Source organism: Alteribacillus sp. YIM 98480, assembly GCF_009765375.1.
Taxonomy (GTDB): Bacteria; Bacillota; Bacilli; order Bacillales; family Marinococcaceae; genus Alteribacillus.
On sequence record NZ_VTOK01000003.1, the window covers coordinates 1 to 17,767 of the forward strand.

The 17,767-nt window shown below is 40.9% G+C and carries 16 protein-coding genes; all 16 read right to left on the reverse strand.

The genetic code is table 11. From position 1 onward, the window contains the following. Positions 1 to 156 precede the first annotated feature (156 nt). Positions 157 to 942 (reverse strand): RNA polymerase sporulation sigma factor SigG, encoded by a 786-nt coding sequence (sigG, locus tag FZF09_RS04740; RefSeq protein ID WP_158735442.1) that lies wholly within the window; start codon positions 940 to 942, stop codon positions 157 to 159. 237 nt (positions 943 to 1,179) lie between these two features. Further along, complete coding sequence (gene sigE / locus FZF09_RS04745) at positions 1,180 to 1,893, reverse strand: RNA polymerase sporulation sigma factor SigE (protein ID WP_091582866.1); 714 nt, start codon at positions 1,891 to 1,893, stop codon at positions 1,180 to 1,182. Positions 1,894 to 1,919: 26 nt separating this feature from the next. After that, on the reverse strand, positions 1,920 to 2,825 hold the full coding sequence (locus FZF09_RS04750; protein ID WP_158735443.1) for a sigma-E processing peptidase SpoIIGA: 906 nt from the start codon (positions 2,823 to 2,825) through the stop codon (positions 1,920 to 1,922). Between the two features lie 345 nt (positions 2,826 to 3,170). Then, entirely contained in the window at positions 3,171 to 4,343 is a 1,173-nt protein-coding gene (gene ftsZ / locus FZF09_RS04755) for a cell division protein FtsZ (RefSeq protein WP_158735444.1), read from the reverse strand. Between the two features lie 46 nt (positions 4,344 to 4,389). After that, positions 4,390 to 5,676, reverse strand: coding sequence for a cell division protein FtsA (gene ftsA, locus FZF09_RS04760; protein WP_158735445.1), 1,287 nt, complete (start codon positions 5,674 to 5,676; stop codon positions 4,390 to 4,392). Positions 5,677 to 5,897: 221 nt separating this feature from the next. Continuing rightward, the gene (locus FZF09_RS04765) at positions 5,898 to 6,239 is read right to left on the reverse strand and encodes a small basic family protein (RefSeq protein ID WP_158735446.1); all 342 of its coding nucleotides are present in this window, start codon (positions 6,237 to 6,239) and stop codon (positions 5,898 to 5,900) included. Between the two features lie 3 nt (positions 6,240 to 6,242). Next, positions 6,243 to 6,953 carry a DUF881 domain-containing protein gene (locus FZF09_RS04770; protein WP_158735447.1) on the reverse strand — a complete coding sequence of 237 codons (711 nt, stop codon included), beginning with the start codon at positions 6,951 to 6,953 and terminating at the stop codon, positions 6,243 to 6,245. Position 6,954: 1 nt separating this feature from the next. Then, the gene (locus FZF09_RS04775; protein WP_158735448.1) at positions 6,955 to 7,653 is read right to left on the reverse strand and encodes a DUF881 domain-containing protein; all 699 of its coding nucleotides are present in this window, start codon (positions 7,651 to 7,653) and stop codon (positions 6,955 to 6,957) included. Beyond that, positions 7,637 to 8,467: a cell division protein FtsQ/DivIB gene (locus FZF09_RS04780; protein ID WP_158735449.1), complete on the reverse strand. Its 831-nt coding sequence runs from the start codon at positions 8,465 to 8,467 to the stop codon at positions 7,637 to 7,639. Before FZF09_RS04780 ends, FZF09_RS04775 begins: the two co-directional genes overlap by 17 nt. Positions 8,468 to 8,530: 63 nt before the next feature. Then, a complete protein-coding gene (gene murB, locus FZF09_RS04785; RefSeq protein WP_158735450.1) occupies positions 8,531 to 9,439 on the reverse strand; it encodes a UDP-N-acetylmuramate dehydrogenase in 909 nt (302 codons plus the stop codon). A gap of 69 nt (positions 9,440 to 9,508) precedes the next feature. Continuing rightward, positions 9,509 to 10,603 (reverse strand): undecaprenyldiphospho-muramoylpentapeptide beta-N-acetylglucosaminyltransferase, encoded by a 1,095-nt coding sequence (gene murG, locus FZF09_RS04790; RefSeq protein WP_158735451.1) that lies wholly within the window; start codon positions 10,601 to 10,603, stop codon positions 9,509 to 9,511. Positions 10,604 to 10,624: 21 nt separating this feature from the next. Next, complete coding sequence (spoVE, locus tag FZF09_RS04795; protein WP_091582839.1) at positions 10,625 to 11,734, reverse strand: stage V sporulation protein E; 1,110 nt, start codon at positions 11,732 to 11,734, stop codon at positions 10,625 to 10,627. Positions 11,735 to 11,834: 100 nt separating this feature from the next. Further along, entirely contained in the window at positions 11,835 to 13,184 is a 1,350-nt protein-coding gene (gene murD / locus FZF09_RS04800) for a UDP-N-acetylmuramoyl-L-alanine--D-glutamate ligase (protein ID WP_158735452.1), read from the reverse strand. Then, positions 13,184 to 14,155 carry a phospho-N-acetylmuramoyl-pentapeptide-transferase gene (gene mraY / locus FZF09_RS04805; RefSeq protein ID WP_158735453.1) on the reverse strand — a complete coding sequence of 324 codons (972 nt, stop codon included), beginning with the start codon at positions 14,153 to 14,155 and terminating at the stop codon, positions 13,184 to 13,186. The genes murD and mraY overlap by 1 nt, the downstream gene beginning before the upstream one ends. A gap of 16 nt (positions 14,156 to 14,171) precedes the next feature. Beyond that, positions 14,172 to 15,650 carry a UDP-N-acetylmuramoyl-L-alanyl-D-glutamate--2,6-diaminopimelate ligase gene (locus tag FZF09_RS04810; RefSeq protein WP_158735454.1) on the reverse strand — a complete coding sequence of 493 codons (1,479 nt, stop codon included), beginning with the start codon at positions 15,648 to 15,650 and terminating at the stop codon, positions 14,172 to 14,174. A 157-nt stretch (positions 15,651 to 15,807) separates the two neighbouring features. Continuing rightward, complete coding sequence (locus tag FZF09_RS04815; protein WP_158735455.1) at positions 15,808 to 17,742, reverse strand: stage V sporulation protein D; 1,935 nt, start codon at positions 17,740 to 17,742, stop codon at positions 15,808 to 15,810. Positions 17,743 to 17,767: the final 25 nt, after the last annotated feature.

A 17,767-nucleotide genomic window follows, 5' to 3' on the forward strand; every position in this document is an offset into this window, starting at 1 on the left:
TCCTCTTTATCGTGTGCGCCTGAGCGGCTGGGCGCTGAAGCTAGACATCAAAAACGCCAACTATTTATCATTTCTTCCCTTTTGAAAAAAACCGTTCCCGCAGTTTTGAATTCTTGACGAAAAAAAACCCCGCCTATTTGGGCGAGGTAAGAAAGGTTAAATACTTGCTGAGCGGTTCATTTGTTTAATAGCTGCTTTTTCAAGTCTTGAAACTTGAGCTTGTGAAATACCAATTTCATCTGCGACTTCCATTTGTGTTTTTCCTTGAAAAAACCTCATACTCAATATCATTTTTTCTCTTGCTGTCAGCTGCACCATCGCTTCTTTCAAGGCAAGGTGCTCCAGCCATTTTTTATCTTGCTCTTTATCATCACTAATTTGATCCATCACATAAATCGGATCTCCACCGTCATTGTAAATAGGCTCAAATAAAGAGACAGGATCCTGTATGGCATCCAGTGCAAATACGACTTCTTCTTTAGGCATTTCCAATTTCGCTGCAATCTCTTGTACAGTCGGCTCTTCTTCGCGTGCTCTTTCAGCCATTAACTGATCACGAACTTGAAGGGCTTTGTAAGCTGTATCCCGCAAGGATCTTGATACTCTAATGGGATTATTATCACGAAGATAACGTCTTACTTCCCCTATTATCATCGGAACAGCGTACGTCGAAAATCTTACATTTTGAGAAAGGTCAAAGTTATCAATGGATTTCATTAGTCCTATGCAGCCAACCTGAAACAAATCATCCATATGTTCACCGCGGTTGTTAAATCGTTGAATGACACTAAGAACAAGACGAAGATTTCCATTTACTAATTCTTCTCGAGCTTGTTCATCTCCTTGCTGCATTTGTCTAAACAGTTCTCTCATTTCTTTATTTTTTAGAACGGGAAGTTTAGAAGTATCAACACCACAAATCTCCACCTTGCTACGTGCCACTGTAGTCCCTCCCAAGCAATGATGTAGGGGATGCAATACACATCCCGTTAATCTTGTATGTTCATGTTCAGTATTTCCTCGCAAAGGAAAATTATGCAGACACCAATAAACATAAAAGGAGGCTGTTCTTAATTCTTCGTGTCAAAAATTCCAGCAGAAGCACACTTTTGATACATGAAGGCCTGCTTTTTTTGACTCGAAAAAAATTTTGAACAGCCTCTATATGAAGAGGAGGAATCACACCATTTTATTAAATTCTTTTCGTAATCTTTTGATTATTCTTTTTTCTAAACGAGAAATATATGATTGCGAAATGCCTAATAAATCAGCAACATCTTTTTGTGTTTTTTCTGGTTTTCCCGCCAGCCCGAAACGCATTTCCATGATTTGTTTCTCCCGCGGATTTAAGGTGCTAAGAGCTCTTCTAAGAAGCCTGCGGTCTACTTTATCTTCAATGCCCTTTGTAATAATATCTTCTTCTGTACCAAGAATATCAGAAAGAAGCAGTTCATTTCCGTCCCAGTCAATGTTAAGCGGTTCATCAAAAGATATTTCCGAACGTAATTTGTTTGTGCGGCGCAAATGCATTAGAATTTCATTTTCAATACAGCGCGAAGCGTACGTAGCAAGTTTTATCTTTTTTTCTGGATTAAACGTATTTACCGCTTTGATAAGCCCAATCGTGCCGATACTAATGAGATCTTCAATGTTTATACCAGTGTTTTCAAATTTACGGGCAATATACACAACCAATCGTAAGTTGCGTTCAATTAAAACCGACCTGGCAGCTTCATCATCTTTAGGAAGCAAACTGATTAAATGGGCCTCTTCTTCTTTGGAAAGAGGCGGCGGCAAAGCTTCACTGCCCCCAATATAATATAGTTCGTCCGGTTTTAAACCAATCTTTTGCAGCAGCCTGTACCATAATAGTTTAAACTTTAGTTTCAGCAATCATATGACCTCCTACAAAAATAGTTTTACGCACTTTCATGTGCAGAAGCCTGCAGAGGATCAGAAGGAATTATCATTTGAAAATCTTCATTTGAAGATAAAGACTGCGATTCTAAACCGACTAATATAGTATCAAAATCAATTTGTTTTTCTTCAAATTGAACCGTAACTAAATCTGGTTTTAATGCAAACATCATTTGCATATTTTGCCCCGCTGTTCGATAAGGAACCAGCCTCCACCTCCCTTCCCACCAGGTTACATATTCTAAATCTTCGATCCGTTTATGGTGAAGCATAGTCTCTAGCTGTTTAAACTGTTCTTCCGGCAGTTCTTTTCGCAATAAAGAAATTTGCATCACCATAACCGGGGACCGAGTGACCGGATCCTTTAATTGATTGCCCGTATCAATTAAAGCTTCGCCTTTCCAAGTTGTATTTTCTACTTTGATTGTCACTGTCGCTAGCTTAGACCATTGCATTTTTCTAGCTTTGGTCGTGTTGTCCGTCCATTTAAATGTCAACCATAAAACAGGAAGCGAAAACACAATAAGTATGATGGAAAAACTGCTGTACATCGAAGCGGCATACTCAGATAAAAATCCTTCTCTATGCTGTAAAGAAAAACGCATCGTTTCTATAGCTGTAATTGTCCCGGCTGCCAAAAAGCTCATCACGTAAAACATAAACAAACTTTGCAAAAAGGCGAATAGAGACGGAAAACCAAATGCAGCAAAAACTAAAACGATAGATAACAATACTTTGCCTAACGGATGCACCAGCCATAGCTCAAATGGAGTAAGTACAATAAAAATACTGCAGGATCCAATCACAGAGACGATAAACAGACGTTTTAATGAGAGTTTTCGTTTGATCAACCGCGCAGTCCCTGCGAATAACACAAGATGAATGATGACATTTAATCCCCATAACAAGTCAAGATAATATATTCATATCACCTTCTAGCATTCATCTGTTGATAGAGTATTTCCTATTATATATATAAACTATTTAAAAGTCTGTCAGTTCATGACAGTTTTTTTCTCTTCTTTTCAGTTATTTTGTCATTAGAAAAACGCGGCTTGAGAAATACGTCTAAATTCAGGGCAAGAGTATATTTTGATTGTTTAATAAACTTAAACCTTCCTAGGCTTGCCGCCTGTTCCTTATTGGAAAATATTTGATCCTTTAGCATAGTTAATCTTTCAAAGCAAAAAAGAGCTGTCCCTTTAAGCCAAAAAGTCGGCTTAAAGGGACAGCCCTTGTAAAATATTCTAAGATTATTTTCTTCTGCGGCGGTTGCGCAGAAATGTTGGTATATCCAATGTTTCTGTTTCTTCTTGCGGCTGCTGCTCTCTTACAGGTTCATTGACTTCTTCTTGTTGAGGCGGTCGTTCTTGCTGCTGGTTATTCATCCGCGGTGTTACTCCTGCAGCAGGCTGGCTTCGCCTTTGCTGTAAACTTGACTGCCGCTGCGTTTGTTTTTCCTGTTTATCTTCATTATCTTCAAATCCGGTAGCAATGACAGTGACCACAATTTCATCATTTAAATTTTCATTAATAACAGAACCAAAAATCATATTCACTTCATGATCAGATGCATCTGAAACAATCTCTGCTGCTTCATGCACTTCAAATAAGCTGAGATTCGTGCCGCCTGTGATATTCATCAAGACTCCTTGTGCGCCGTCCACTGACGTTTCTAGAAGAGGGCTTGATATCGCTTTTTTAGCGGCTTCTGCTGCTCTGTTTTCACCCGTAGCTATACCGATCCCCATTAACGCCGAACCTTTTTCACTCATAATGGTTTTCACATCAGCAAAGTCCAGATTAATAAGACCCGGTACTGCAATTAAGTCTGATATACCTTGCACACCTTGACGGAGCACGTTATCTGCTTCGCGGAACGCTTCAAGCATTGGAGTATTTTTGTCTACTATTTCTAGTAAACGATCATTAGGAATAACAATTAACGTGTCTACTTTTTCTTTTAAGGCAGAAATGCCAGTGGAAGCCTGTCCCGAACGTTTCCGGCCCTCAAAGGTAAACGGCCTGGTAACAACACCAACCGTTAATGCGCCAATTTCTTTTGCTACCTCGGCAATGACAGGCGCTGCACCTGTACCGGTTCCGCCCCCCATTCCAGCCGTTATAAATACCATATCTGCTCCGGTTAGAGCTTCTTCAATTTGTTCTTTGCTTTCTTCTGCTGCTTTCTTTCCAATTTCAGGGTTAGCGCCGGCACCAAGACCTCGCGTTAGTTTACCACCAAGCTGAAGTTTTGTTTCAGCTTCTGATAATTGGAGTGCTTGGGCGTCGGTATTTACCGCAATAAACTCTACTCCCTGAAGACCATTTTCAATCATTCGATTTACAGCGTTGGAGCCGCCGCCGCCAACACCTATTACTTTAATTTGGGCTAGTTGTTCCATATCCATCTCAAATTCCAACATTCAAGGTCCTCCTAATTCATCAGTTCTATCCATGCAGCTTTGCACCTTATTCAAAAAATACTTTAAAGAAATTTTTCACCTTATTTTTCATCCCAGGGTCATCAGGATTTTTTTCTTTTTTTGGTGCTTTTTGCTGACTCGTGCTCTCTTCCGGTTCATTGTTCTTCGAAGAAGAAACCGAAGCAGCTGTCTCCTTACCCTGCATTTTAACATTTCGGTGAGCAAATTCAATCAGACCGATTCCTGTTGTATAAACAGGCTCTCTTACTCCGATATAGTCAGGAACGGCCATTCGGACATTATGGCGCAGTACGTCCCTTGCAAGTTCAAGTGCTCCCGGTACCATGACAGATCCTCCCGTGAGTATATATCCTCCAGGAAGATCAGAAAAACCCATTTTATATACTTCATCATCAACCAGCTCTAATATTTCCTCTAATCTCGGTTCGATGATATGAGCTATTTCATATTGAGAGTATTCTTCCATATTTTCATTGCCAATCGTTTTCATTTCGAAAGTGACTTCATCAGATGCCTCATCAATAAAGGCATGTCCTTGTTCTTTTTTCACTCTCTCCGCTTCTTCTGTAGTCGTGCGAAGACCAACAGAGATATCGTTCGTAATATGATCTCCGCCGATTGCTAATACGGACATAGCCTGCATCATTCCGTTTTGAAAAACAGAGATGGTCGTAGAACCTCCGCCAACATCCACCAGTGCGACTCCTAAAGACTTTTCATCTTTAGATAGAGCTACAGTACCTGCAGCAAGAGGCTGCAAACAAATATCAGCAACTTCTAGTCCAGCTTTTTCTACGCATCGAAGCAAATTATGTAATGCAGTTTTCGCTCCTGTAATAATTATTCCTTCTAATTCAAGGCGGACTCCAAGCATTCCCCGCGGGTCATTAATCCCTTCAAGACCATCTACAATAAACTGTGTTGGAATAACATCAATGACTTCTCGTTCTGGCGGGATCGACAATACTTGAGCTGCATCCATTACGCGCTCAATATCATCATTTCTGATCTCTCGGTCAGGGCTCGAAACGGCAACAACCCCGCTGCATGCCTGCATATCAATATGATTGCCATTCACGCCCACAATTACCTGATCGACTTGAAGTCCTACCATACGTTCTGCTTGATCGACAGCCTGTTGGATTGATCTTACTGTTTCATCGATATCAACAATAGCTCCTTTTTTTAATCCGGTGGAAGGAGCATTACCTACTCCAATCACTTTTAAGGAGCCTCCGGACATTTCTCCTATTATAACTCGAACGCCGGACGTACCGATATCAAGGCTGACATAGATATCTTCGTTGTTCATGTATTGGCACCTCCCGTTGCATGTCTTAACTGCATCTATTATTCTTTCTTTTTCTGTTTCTTTCACCTTCCTTCCATCTTAGCATGTGAAAAGATGGTTGGTGTGAAAAAACTAACAAAAAATTATTTACGATTGTTTTTCAATATTATTACACTTCAACAACTAAAGTTGAAATCCTTTGAATAAGAGTGAAAAACTATTCAGCAAGTTTCAAAGATGCCTTATTTTATCTTCCACCGCCTTAAAAGCTCTCGTCTCATTATGGCAATATTTCGAAAAAGCCTTACACCAAAAGCAAAAACTGCTGCTAAGTATAAGTCTACACCAAGTTGGTTACCTAGAAAAGCTAAACTTAAAGCAAAACCAAGATTTATAACTAAACCAGATAAAAATAAGGAATCTTCAAATTTTTTTTCCAAACTGGCTTTACACCCTCCAACCAATGTATCTAAAACTGCTAAAATGGCTATGGTAAAATAAAGTGAATATCCAGCTGGAATGTGAACACCTGTTAATAATCCAATCACGACTCCTAGAAACACACCGACGACTGGCAGCCACATGACTTAGTCCTCCTCCACTGCTTCCATATGACGCACTCTTCGTATTTCATCATAGGCAGGAATGGTTACTTCATCTTTCACTGCTGATTCGGGCTCCACATTTTCAAATGATAAATATTCCACCGACTCAGAAACAATAAATTGGTTATGTACTTTTTCTGGATCATCAGCAATTATTTTTATTTGGACAGGCAATGCTGGCAGTCTATTTCCATTAATGTGTGTTGCCCCTCCAATGTCACGAAAAGCAGTCGTTTCTAAAATTCTTTCTCCTTCAATGGAAATTTCCTCGGCCCCGAAACTATATAGTTCATTCACAAGACGGCGAAGCAGTACAGGTGTTAAACTCACTTCACTGCTGCTTGTGTTAGCTTGAGTTGCGCCTGCTTTCTTCAATTCTATGGTGATGCCTGGCCCGCTTACTTCTGTAAGACCTGCTTTTTCTTCAAGGTTAGCGACGGCTTCTTTCATCGCAAACTCTCTGCTGTTTTTCTGTTCCGCTGCATATTCTTCAAGTAAACGTTCATTTTCTCTTATTCTTTCATATAACTCCTGCCTGTGCTCTTGTTCTTCTCGCAGGGTCTGCCGCAGCTCTAGAATATCCCTGCTGTTGTCTGCTGCATTCGTTGGAGCGATATTTTGCAGTTGAGTTACAGCAGCAAAACCAACTCCAACACTCACAACAAGAAGGATTGTTTTTATTACGAAACCCATATTACTCACTCTCTCCTACAACGGCTTCCATCATTACTTGATTCTGTTTTTGAGTACGTACTTCTACATTCTCATTAACAAGCTTGTCCTTCACTCCGCCAGATAACTCCAGTGCAGCTTCAAGCTGTTCAGGGTCTCCAACAGCCTGGATTACAAATGGGGCAGCAGACGTGCTGCTGTCCACTTTAATAACGGGGCCGATACATTGAATATAAGAATTTCGAGTAATACGAAATCCATTAATAGAAATAGCTTCAGCATCTGCCAACATTAATTCATCTACCACTTCTTGTATATGACGCTCGTGAACTATGTAATCATTTGGGTTGCTGCCATCCGGCACGTATGTATGATCATCAAGAGTTACTTCTATTCCGGGCCCCTTTACCGGCACTTCTCCCGTTAGCATACGCAGTCTTTCTAGATCTTCTACCAAATTAAAAGAAGACACTTCTTCCCCGGCAATCTCTTCTTCCATTTCCCGAACTTCCCCTTGCAACGAACGCCATTCTTCTTCTAATTCCTTGTTTTGTTCCTGTTCTTCTAATACGGAATTTCGCAGCCGGTCTTCTTCCCACAATGCTTGCCCTTCTTCTGCTTTATTATTTTTTTCCGCTGCTGTTTGATAAGACAGTGTTAATAAAAAACCTAGCACCATACATAATATAGTAAGTATCCGGACTTCACTCTTCTTCAACATTGTCCTCCTCTCCAGCGTTTTCTGCTTCGGTTTCTTCTATGCCTTCTGATTCTTCCGTTTGATCTGTTTCTTCTTCCGTACTTTCAAAATAAGGGCTCATTTTCATATGAAGCACACCTGGCGTATTTGGGCTTATCTCTCTTGCCACAGAAGGATAGGAAGACATATAACTTGCGAAATTATGGATGGTGGTTGCTACTTCTATGCCATCATTCATATACAAAACAAGTGAACCACTTTCTTCTGCTTGTACATAAGACACTTCTGAAATCCGGTTTAATATCCCTTCGCCTAGTTGACTTAATTCTTGTGCAAATGCTTTAAGCTGTCTTTCTTCCTCAAAGTTTTGGAGAACCGGTGCGTCTGCCGGAAGAACAGAAGTAGTATTGTCATGAAGGACCTCTCCATTTTTCAAAATTGGGATGTACTGATCTTCTGTTTCTACATAAGCCATCCGTTCATATTCGTCTATCTCAATGTGAATAGTAGAGGGGAATGATCTGCTTACTGCAGCACCTTCTACCTCAGTAAATTCTTTTAATTTAGCTGCTGTTTTTCCCGTATCTATATTCCATATACTTGTGCCTTCCTTAATATCGCTGGCATTAATAATTTCTTCTTTGTTCACATGGACATTCCCATCAACCTGAATATTCCTTACATGACTTAAAGGTGATTGGAAATAAATAACCATTAAAATCAGAATAAAAAAGATGGAAAGATATAAAATCAAGCGGCGGTTAGACCTTTTCTTCCGCTTCTCTTTCAGAGCAGGAATACGGTCATCAATTGTCACTACCTTTTTATCCGGCATCTTTTTTATCCCTCCTTAAGAAAAGCGGAAACACACTGATTTAATTTCCAAATAAGACAGGCGTTACGCCTGTCTTTTCACGAGCTCCACCTCTGTATTCATATCTACCTGAAACCGATCACGAATGGTGTCTTGTACATGCTTTATAATCGCTAACACGTCAGCTGCTTTAGCATGATTCACGTTAACAATAAAATTTCCGTGAAGCTCTGAGATTTGTGCCCCTCCAACCTGGAATCCTTTTAGGCCTGCGTTTTCTATTAAAGCACCGGCATGATCTGGGAGCGGGTTACGAAACACACTGCCTGCACAGGGATAATTCCACGGCTGGGTTTCCCGGCGATAACTTTTATGGCTTTGCATTTCTTCTACAATTGATTTTTTATCGCCTTTTTTCATTTGAAGTTTAGCTTCGACACAAATTCCTTTCTCTTTTTGCAGCCTGGAGGTGCGATAGGAAAAGTTCATATCTTTATTTTTTATCCATTCTAATCTTCCGTCAGGAAATAACACGCGCGCTTCTATTAAAATATTGGACATATCCGAACCATGAGCGCCAGCATTCATAAAGACAGCACCACCAACGGTTCCAGGAATTCCACCCGCAAATTCAAGTCCTGAAAGACCCTCTTTACTAATAATAGTAGCAAGTTTAATAAAAGAGTAGCCGCCGCCAACACGAAGGGTTTCCCCTTCTATTTCCAAATGACTAATATTTTGGCCCAGTTTTATGACTGCTCCTTCAACCCCATCATCATCAACGAGCAAATTCGATCCTCTGCCTATAGCTCTCCAGGGAACATTATGTTCGTTTATAATTTTCATCGTTTTAACAAGACCATCTACGCCGTCCGGTTCGATAAAAATATCGGCAGGACCGCCTATTTTCCAAGTAGTATGTTTGGAAAGCGGTTCTTTTTCCACTACTTTTCCGACATTTTCCTTTTCTAATTCATTTATTATTTCTTGCATTACCTTCTGATAACCTCCTTTTTTTAAAAAGATAAAAACGGAGTTGTTTTCCCATTCCCTTTTTTCTTATTAGGGCGTCATTAATTCTTCCATTAACCGGTATATGTTTTCAGCAGCACGAGGCGCTGCTAATTTTAACGCGGATTTATGCATGGCTTGCCATTTTTCATCATTTGCTAATACATCATCTATATCTTGTAACAATATATTTTCATCCAATTCTTTTTCTGTCCTTACTATTGCAGCTCCGTTATCACTTAATGCTCTTGCATTTTTTTCTTGATGATTGTTGGTTACATACGGACTTGGAATAAGAATGGATGGCAGACCTAATGCTGTAATTTCAGCCAGTGTAGTAGCGCCAGCTCTTGTAACCATGAGGTCTGCATAAGAAAGAACAGCAGGCATATTGTGAATAAACGGTTTAATCACGACATTCTTCGGATTTCCAGCTTTTTTCACTTCTTCTATTACTTTATCATAATGAACAGATCCAGTTACATACAAATATTGCCATTTATTACTGCTTACAGTAGGTAATGCTTTAAGAAAAGCTTCATTAATAGGTCTTGCACCGCGGCTGCCCCCTACAATGACCACTGTTTTCTTTCCTGCTTGCAATCCTAACTCAGGCAGCGGATTTTTCGGTTTCTCTCCTGAAACTTCTGATGCTCTTGGGTTTCCCGTATAAGCTACTTTTTCAGAAGGGAAAAACTGTGACGATTCCTTAAATGACACAGCCACTTTATCAACATACCGGCTTAAAAATTTATTGGTAAGGCCAGGCACACTATTTTGTTCATGAATAATGGCGGGCACTCCCATCTTTGAAGCAGCATAAACAACAGGACCAGCTACATAACCGCCTGTTCCTATAACAATATCGGCTCCAAAGTCTTCAATTATTTTTTTTGCTTTACGTGTTCCCCGGATAAAGCGCCATACCGTTTTAAAATTATGCAATGATAGTTTACGCCGAAATCCGCTAATTGTGATGGTTTTAATTGGGATTCCAGCTCTTGGTACAATGTCGCTTTCTAGTCCATTTTCGGTTCCTATATATAAACATTCACTATGCGGTGCAAATTTCTTTATCTCTTTTACAAGCGCTAGTGCTGGGTATATATGGCCTCCAGTTCCACCACCTGTCACAATTACTTTCATAACATCCTCCTGATTCATTATCTAACGATGATAATTCGTTCGATACCTCGTAATATTTAATAGTATACCAACAGCTACCAACATAAGTGTAAGTGAAGACCCTCCATAACTTAAAAAAGGAAGAGTGATTCCAGTTACAGGAAAAAGACCAGTGACGACCCCGATATTGATCAGAACCTGTATAAATATCATGCCGCATATGCCCGTTGCAAGAAAGGCACCGAACATATCTGGAGCAGTAAGAGCTGTCGCAATTCCTCTCCATAATAGTATTCCAAAAAGGATGAGCACAAAACCAGCCCCAATAAAGCCAGCTTCTTCTGCCAATATAGCAAAAATAAAATCCGTTTGAGGTTCCGGAAGATAATAATATTTTTGTCTGCTGTCTCCAAACCCTAATCCAAATAAACCTCCGGGCCCAACGGCATATAGCGACTGAATAATTTGAAAACCTGCTCCTAAAGGATCTGACCATGGATCTAAAAAGGAAGTAATACGCTGTATGCGGTAAGGAGCAGATAAAATCAAACCAGCAAACCCTGCAATACCTAAAGCACCTAGAAAAACAAAATGACGAATGCGGGCTCCTGCAACAAATAATAAAACAAAACAAGTTCCAGCCATAACCGTACCTGTACCAAGATCAGGCTGAAGCATGATTAAACCAAAAGCTGTGAATATGAGAAGGAGTGAAGGCAGCATCCCTTTTCTAAAGGAAGTTATTTTTTTATGGTGCTCCATTAAAAAATGAGCCAAAAAAATGATCATTCCAAGTTTCATAAATTCAGATGGCTGAATAGAAAAGGCTCCGGCTCCAATCCAGCTTCGTGCTCCGCCCCGTACCATCCCGATACCTGGGACGAGTACAGCTATTAACAGGAAGAAGCAAATGACCAGAATAACTACGGACCAGCGCTGCCAAAACCAATAATCTATTTTGGAAATGAATATCATTGCTGCCACACCAACACCGGCGAAAATGAGCTGTCTTTTTAAAAAGTAGAATGAATCTCCTTGTACAAATTCACCCCAAACAGAGCTTGCGCTATATACCATGAAAAGTCCGGCTGCGAGTAATCCTATAACTGCAGCAAGCAGTACCGTATCTAAAGGACGTACCGTTTTTTCCATTTTTGTTCACCTCTCGCTTACATTGAACTGTTCTTCTTTCAATGTATGCTTCTAAGAGGTGAACATGCTTACCTGCTCGGACTCCTCCGCTAAATTACGTTCACTTCAGTTTTTCTACTGCTTTTATATATTGACTTCCTCGTTCTTCAAACGTCTTAAATTGATCCCAGCTTGCACAAGCAGGGGAGAGAAGCAGAATATCTTTTTCATTTGTAAATGAATAGGCTTCGCTTACTGCTTCATCTAGTGACTCCACGACTGAAACGTTTTCTACGCCAGCATCGTGAGCTGCCTTTTTAAGCTTATCTTTTGTTTGTCCGTAGAACACAGCTGCTTTAACCGTTCTTAAGGATGGAATCAAGTCTTCGAAACCGTTGCCACGATCAAGCCCTCCAGCGATTAAAATAACTGGATCTTCAAAGGCTTCTATCGCTTTTTGGGTAGAAAGTATATTCGTCGCTTTTGAATCATTGTAAACTTTACGGCCAGAGACCTCTCCGACATATTGAAGCCGATGTTCAATTCCTTTAAAATTTCTCAGCACTTCACGTACCGCAGATAAACTTGCGCCATGAAGCATTGCTCCAGCGATGGCAGCCAGCATATTTTCCTGATTATGCTTTCCTGGCAGTGCCGCTTCGCTTAAGGGAAGTACTTCTTTATTTTGAAAGTAAAGAGACCCATTTTGCACGCAGGCGCCTGTACTTACCCATTTTGATACGGAAAAAGGAATTAATTGGGCCTTTGATTTTTCAGCAAGATCTGCTGCTGACTGAACGTCGGCATTATATACGGCATAATCATCAGGGCCCATATTGGCAAAAATTTTCCCCTTGGAATACTCATAATCTTCCCGTCCGCCGTGATAATCAAGATGAGCGTCAAAGATATTTAAAAGCACTGCTGTTCGAGGGTGAAAATGTTCGGTTCCCTTTAATTGAAAGCTTGATACTTCTGTAACCATTACTTCATCTTCTTGGACAGCTTGAGCTACTGTACATGCTACTTTACCGATGTTGCCAGCAATATGAGCAGGAACAGCGCTCTTTTTTAACATGTCATAAATAAGGGTGGTAGTAGTGGTTTTTCCGTTTGAACCTGTAATAGCTAGAATATCACCTTTTGAAACAAGATCAGCCAGCTCAATTTCTGTCACTACTGGCAGGCCGAGAGAAAGTGCCTTTTCTATCAGGGGAGTGTCATATCGTATTCCCGGATTTTTCACTACATAATCAATGGAACCATCCAACAAAGACAGGGGATGGCCTCCTGACACGAGTTTTATTCCTTCTCTTTCTAATTCTTGTTCTTCAGCTGTTCCTTGAAGATTTTTAGCATCATTTACTGTTACTTCAGCACCTAATGTATTTAATAGTTTTGCCGCTGCCATCCCGCTTTTAGCAAGACCAACAACCAGTACGTTTTTTCCGTTAAACCAACTTTTATTCATTATACCCACACCTCAATATATATCCCGAGTACAGCACAAACCATTCCAACAGCCCAAAAAGTGACTACAACGCGCCACTCAGACCATCCAGTCAGTTCAAAATGATGATGAATCGGGCTCATTTTAAAGATTCTTTTACCTCTTAACTTAAATGAAAGTACTTGCATAATAACCGACAACGTTTCAGCAACAAACACACCGCCGATTAAAATCAGCAGCAGTTCAAGTTTTGTGAGGATAGCAAGAGATGCGATCGCTCCACCAAGTGCAAGAGATCCAGTGTCTCCCATAAATACCTTTGCTGGATGGGCATTAAACACTAAAAAGCCTAAAACAGCACCTACAACAGTTGAAGCAAAAACAGCCGCTTCCCCCATGTCTGCATTCCATGCAAGTACGGCAAACGCCCCAAACGCGATCGCTCCTGTTCCTGCCAAGAGACCATCAAGTCCATCGGTTAAATTAACAGCATTCGATGCTCCTACAAGCATGACGATGACAAGCACCACATAAAACCAGCCAAATTCAAGGGACCAGCTCGTTCCTGGAATAGAAACAGAAGTATCAAAATTACCGTTGTTTAAAACGAGAAAGAAGATGAAAGCAATAACAAGCTGTCCAGCCAATTTTTGTTTTGATGTCAAACCGAGATTTCTTTTTTTTGTAATTTTAATAAAGTCATCTAAAAATCCTAACAGACCAAACCCAATCGTGACCAATAAAAGGAGAAACGCTTCGGTGCTGAATTCCATCTTTACCGCTTGTATAATAAGGGTAATGACCAGTATGGAAAGAAGGATCATGACACCACCCATCGTAGGGGTCCCGCCTTTTTTCATGTGTGATTTTGGTCCTTCTTCTCTTATGCTCTGTCCAAATTTCAACCTTTTTAGAAGCGGAATGAACAGCGGGGAGAAAATAACTGTTAATATAAAAGCTGCGACAAGTGCTAGAAATATTGTAGTTAACATGGCGTATCCTCCTTTCTTATTGTCTGCCTTGTTTTATATCTATGATGGCTTTTTCAGCTTCTTTCCGATCATCGAATTCTAAAACGTTTTCACCGATCACTTGATAGGTTTCGTGGCCCTTTCCAGCAATTAAAATAACATCATTGTCGTTTGCTCGTTCAACAGCGTAACGAATGGCTTCTCTTCGGTCCGCAATAACGGTATACGTATCCTCTTGATGCACACCGCTTACCATTTGATCGAGAATTTGCTGAGGGTCTTCATTTCTCGGATTATCAGATGTGAAAATGGCATGATGACTGTATTTCACAGCAATTTTAGCCATTTCGGGCCGCTTGGTTGCATCTCGGTCTCCTCCGCATCCTGCAATGACATAAATGCTTCCCTTTGCCATATCCTGTATCGTTTGCAAGACATTTTCCAAACTATCTGGTGTATGTGCATAATCGACAATAACAGCATATGGCTGACCAGCATCGACTGGTTCAAAACGACCAGCTATACCGCTCACTTTAGTTAGAGCGTTTTTTATTGTGTCAAGCCCGACCCCTTCTGCCAAACAGGCACTAGCTGCAGCAAGCGCATTGTAAACACTAAAACGACCGATTAAAGAAAGTTCAATTTTTCTCTCTCCCCACGGGGTTACTAAGGTAAACGTCGTGCCAGTCGGCGAAATGTTTACATCTATTGCTTGAATGTCACTTCTATTGTCGATTCCGTATGTAAGAACAGAAGCAGCACACATTTTTTCAAAATCCTCTGAAGCAGCATCATCTGCATTTAGAACAGCTGTTTTGCGCTCTCCATCATACGTGTTTCCAAGCTGGGAAAACAAGAGACCCTTGGCCTGTTTATATGCTTCCATTGTTTGATGATAATCTAAATGATCCTTTGTCAGATTAGTAAACACGGCTGTATTAAAATCACTGCCTCTTACTCGGCCAAGATCAAGGGCATGCGAAGACACTTCCATCACACAGCTGTCAACTTGTGAAGAAGCCATTTCTGAAAACAGCTCTTGCAATGGCAGGGATTCTGGCGTCGTATTTTTCGTTTCAGCTTTCTTTGCACCAATTTTTGTATACATGGTGCCGATTAAGCCTGTGTTACGCTTATCTTCTTGTAAAATCGTTTCAACTAAATGGCTGGTCGTTGTTTTTCCATTCGTTCCCGTGATTCCAATCAAACGGAACTTGGTAGTCGGGTGGTCAAAAAACATATTTGCCATTATAGCCATTGCCCGTTTTGAATCTTTAACAAGGACTACGGGTATACTAACATTAAGTTTTTCTTCGGCTACGATAGCGCTGGCTCCTTGTTTTTCTGCTTGCTCGGCAAATTGATGACCATCTACGGTATAGCCTCGGATACAAAAAAACAAGCCGCCTTTTTTTACTTCCCTAGAATCCATATGTATAGAAGTAATAGATGGATTTTCATTAGGTATTATATTTTCACCGAGCAAATGACTTGTTAGATCTTTTAATTTTTTCATTGTAAATCTCTCCTGAAACATAAAATAGTTAGAAAAACTTGGCTTCTCGCCAGCCAAGTCCTTATGGCGGAAGCCTTAGGAGTTAATAAATTTAAAGATAGGACACCGGCTGAACCGTATGGAAAACAGCCGGCTCTCAAAAGACGTCTTTTCTATTTTAATCGGAAGAATCTGTTTTGTCACCAAGGTAAAGTCTAATTGTTGCACCTTCTTTCACTTTTTCCCCTGCTTTTGGAGACTGAGAAACAATTACAGACCCCTCTCCTTGTGTTTCAATATTAAGTGGATAATAAGCATTATGAAGCTCTTTTAACGTTAACCCGGTCATATCAGGCATTTCCATAAGCACATCATCATTCCAGGCTAGATCTTTTTCAATTTGTTCGCTTCTTCTTTCTACTTCCATTACCGTCAAACTATCTTCTATAATGTTTCCGACAATCGGAGCAGCTACAATACCACCAAACTGCAGCGTGTCTTTTGGATTATCAATCGCTGTATAGACGACGATTTCTGGATCATCTGCAGGCGCAAATCCAATAAAAGATACGATATGGTTATTTTCTAAATATTTACCGCCTACTGCTTTTTGAGCTGTACCTGTTTTCCCGCCGACTCTATACCCGTCCGCAAACGCTCCTTTTCCTGTACCTTTAGCTACAACGTGTTCTAAAGCATTTCTAACTTCTGCTGAGGTGTCCTCAGAAATGACTCGTTTTTTCATAACAGGCGGCTGAGACTCTTTCACCTGTCCAGTTACGGGGTCGAGCCATTCTTTTGCTAAATGTGGTTCATACAAATATCCGCCATTCACAGCCGCCGATACAGCTGCCACTTGCTGCAGCGGAGTAACCGAAACACCTTGCCCGAATGCGGTTGTTGCTAACTCAAGCGGCCCGACATTTTCCTCATCAAACAAAATACCCTTTCCCTCTCCTTGAAGATCGATGCCAGTCTTTTGTCCAAAGCCAAAATTTTTAATGTAGTCAAACAGCGTTTCCTTCCCAAGCCTCTCTCCGAGTACGACAAAGCCAGGGTTGCAGGAGTTTTGAACAACTTCTAAAAATGACTGCTCACCGTGGCCGCCTTTCTTCCAGCAGCGAAGTTTCGTACCGTTAACTTCAATATAGCCCGGGTCGTGGAAATGGTCATGCTCAAGGTCAACCTTGTCCTCTTCTAATGCTGCTGCAAGTGTAATGATCTTAAACGTAGAACCCGGTTCATACTGGGACCAAACCGGCTTATTCTGGTTGTAGATCTCAGGCGGAACTTCCCTGTATTCTTCTGGATGAAAATCGGGCCGGCTGCTCATTGCTAAAATCTCGCCCGAATCCGGGTCCATTGCGATGGCCAGTGCTCCGTCCGGATCATATGTTGCTTCTGCTATATCGAGCTCTCTCTCTATTATAGTTTGGACCCTAGAATCAATTGTTAACCTTAAATTTTCCCCTTGTTCTGGACGTTTGTACTGATCCGCCATACCTTGCATACGCTGGCCTTTTGCATCCGAAAAGAAGGACACTCGTCCTGGTACACCTTTTAACTTCTCATCATAATATTGTTCAATCCCTGTCAGCCCTTGGTTGTCAATCCCCGCAAATCCAAGAACGTGGGAAAGATACTTCCCTTTCGGATAATGGCGTTTATTGTCTTCTGCAATATAAATCCCTTCTATTTCAAGGTCTCTTACTTCTGCAGCTTTTTCTTTGCTGATTTTTCGTCCTTCAGGGGTAAGGCGGACCATCCGTTCATTTTGGGTGACCCACCCATGTGCTTTCTCCACACTCACACCAAGCACTTCTGCTAACTTCTGTGCGGCATCTTCCGGATCTTCAATTTGTCTTGGCACAGCCAAAACGGAAGGGGCACTTACATTTGTTGCAAGAACTTCTCCATTCCGATCAATAATCTCTCCGCGTTCTGCTTCAAATGGAACATCTCTGCTCCAAGAGTCCTCTGCTAATTCAGTCAGCCACTCCCCCATGGAAAATTGAACATAGCCAAGTCGTATGAGAAGAATCATTATTGCTAACCCGCCTGCAATGAGTACAAAAAAGAGTCTTTTTCTAACCGTTACAAATGATACGCGCATGTCCGAAACACCACCATAAGGTTGA

Excerpts from the sequence above, each read along its gene's own strand:
- ftsZ (WP_158735444.1), bottom strand. The coding sequence starts at position 4,343 with ATGTTGGAATTTGAGATGGATATGGAACAACTAGCCCAAATTAAAGTA.
- ftsA (WP_158735445.1), bottom strand. The coding sequence starts at position 5,676 with ATGAACAACGAAGATATCTATGTCAGCCTTGATATCGGTACGTCCGGC.
- FZF09_RS04765 (WP_158735446.1), bottom strand. The coding sequence starts at position 6,239 with ATGTGGCTGCCAGTCGTCGGTGTGTTTCTAGGAGTCGTGATTGGATTA.
- FZF09_RS04770 (WP_158735447.1), bottom strand. The coding sequence starts at position 6,953 with ATGGGTTTCGTAATAAAAACAATCCTTCTTGTTGTGAGTGTTGGAGTT.
- FZF09_RS04775 (WP_158735448.1), bottom strand. The coding sequence starts at position 7,653 with ATGTTGAAGAAGAGTGAAGTCCGGATACTTACTATATTATGTATGGTG.
- FZF09_RS04780 (WP_158735449.1), bottom strand. The coding sequence starts at position 8,467 with ATGCCGGATAAAAAGGTAGTGACAATTGATGACCGTATTCCTGCTCTG.
- murB (WP_158735450.1), bottom strand. The coding sequence starts at position 9,439 with ATGCAAGAAATAATAAATGAATTAGAAAAGGAAAATGTCGGAAAAGTA.
- murG (WP_158735451.1), bottom strand. The coding sequence starts at position 10,603 with ATGAAAGTAATTGTGACAGGTGGTGGAACTGGAGGCCATATATACCCA.
- spoVE (WP_091582839.1), bottom strand. The coding sequence starts at position 11,734 with ATGGAAAAAACGGTACGTCCTTTAGATACGGTACTGCTTGCTGCAGTT.
- murD (WP_158735452.1), bottom strand. The coding sequence starts at position 13,184 with ATGAATAAAAGTTGGTTTAACGGAAAAAACGTACTGGTTGTTGGTCTT.
- mraY (WP_158735453.1), bottom strand. The coding sequence starts at position 14,155 with ATGTTAACTACAATATTTCTAGCACTTGTCGCAGCTTTTATATTAACA.
- FZF09_RS04810 (WP_158735454.1), bottom strand. The coding sequence starts at position 15,650 with ATGAAAAAATTAAAAGATCTAACAAGTCATTTGCTCGGTGAAAATATA.
- FZF09_RS04815 (WP_158735455.1), bottom strand. The coding sequence starts at position 17,742 with ATGCGCGTATCATTTGTAACGGTTAGAAAAAGACTCTTTTTTGTACTC.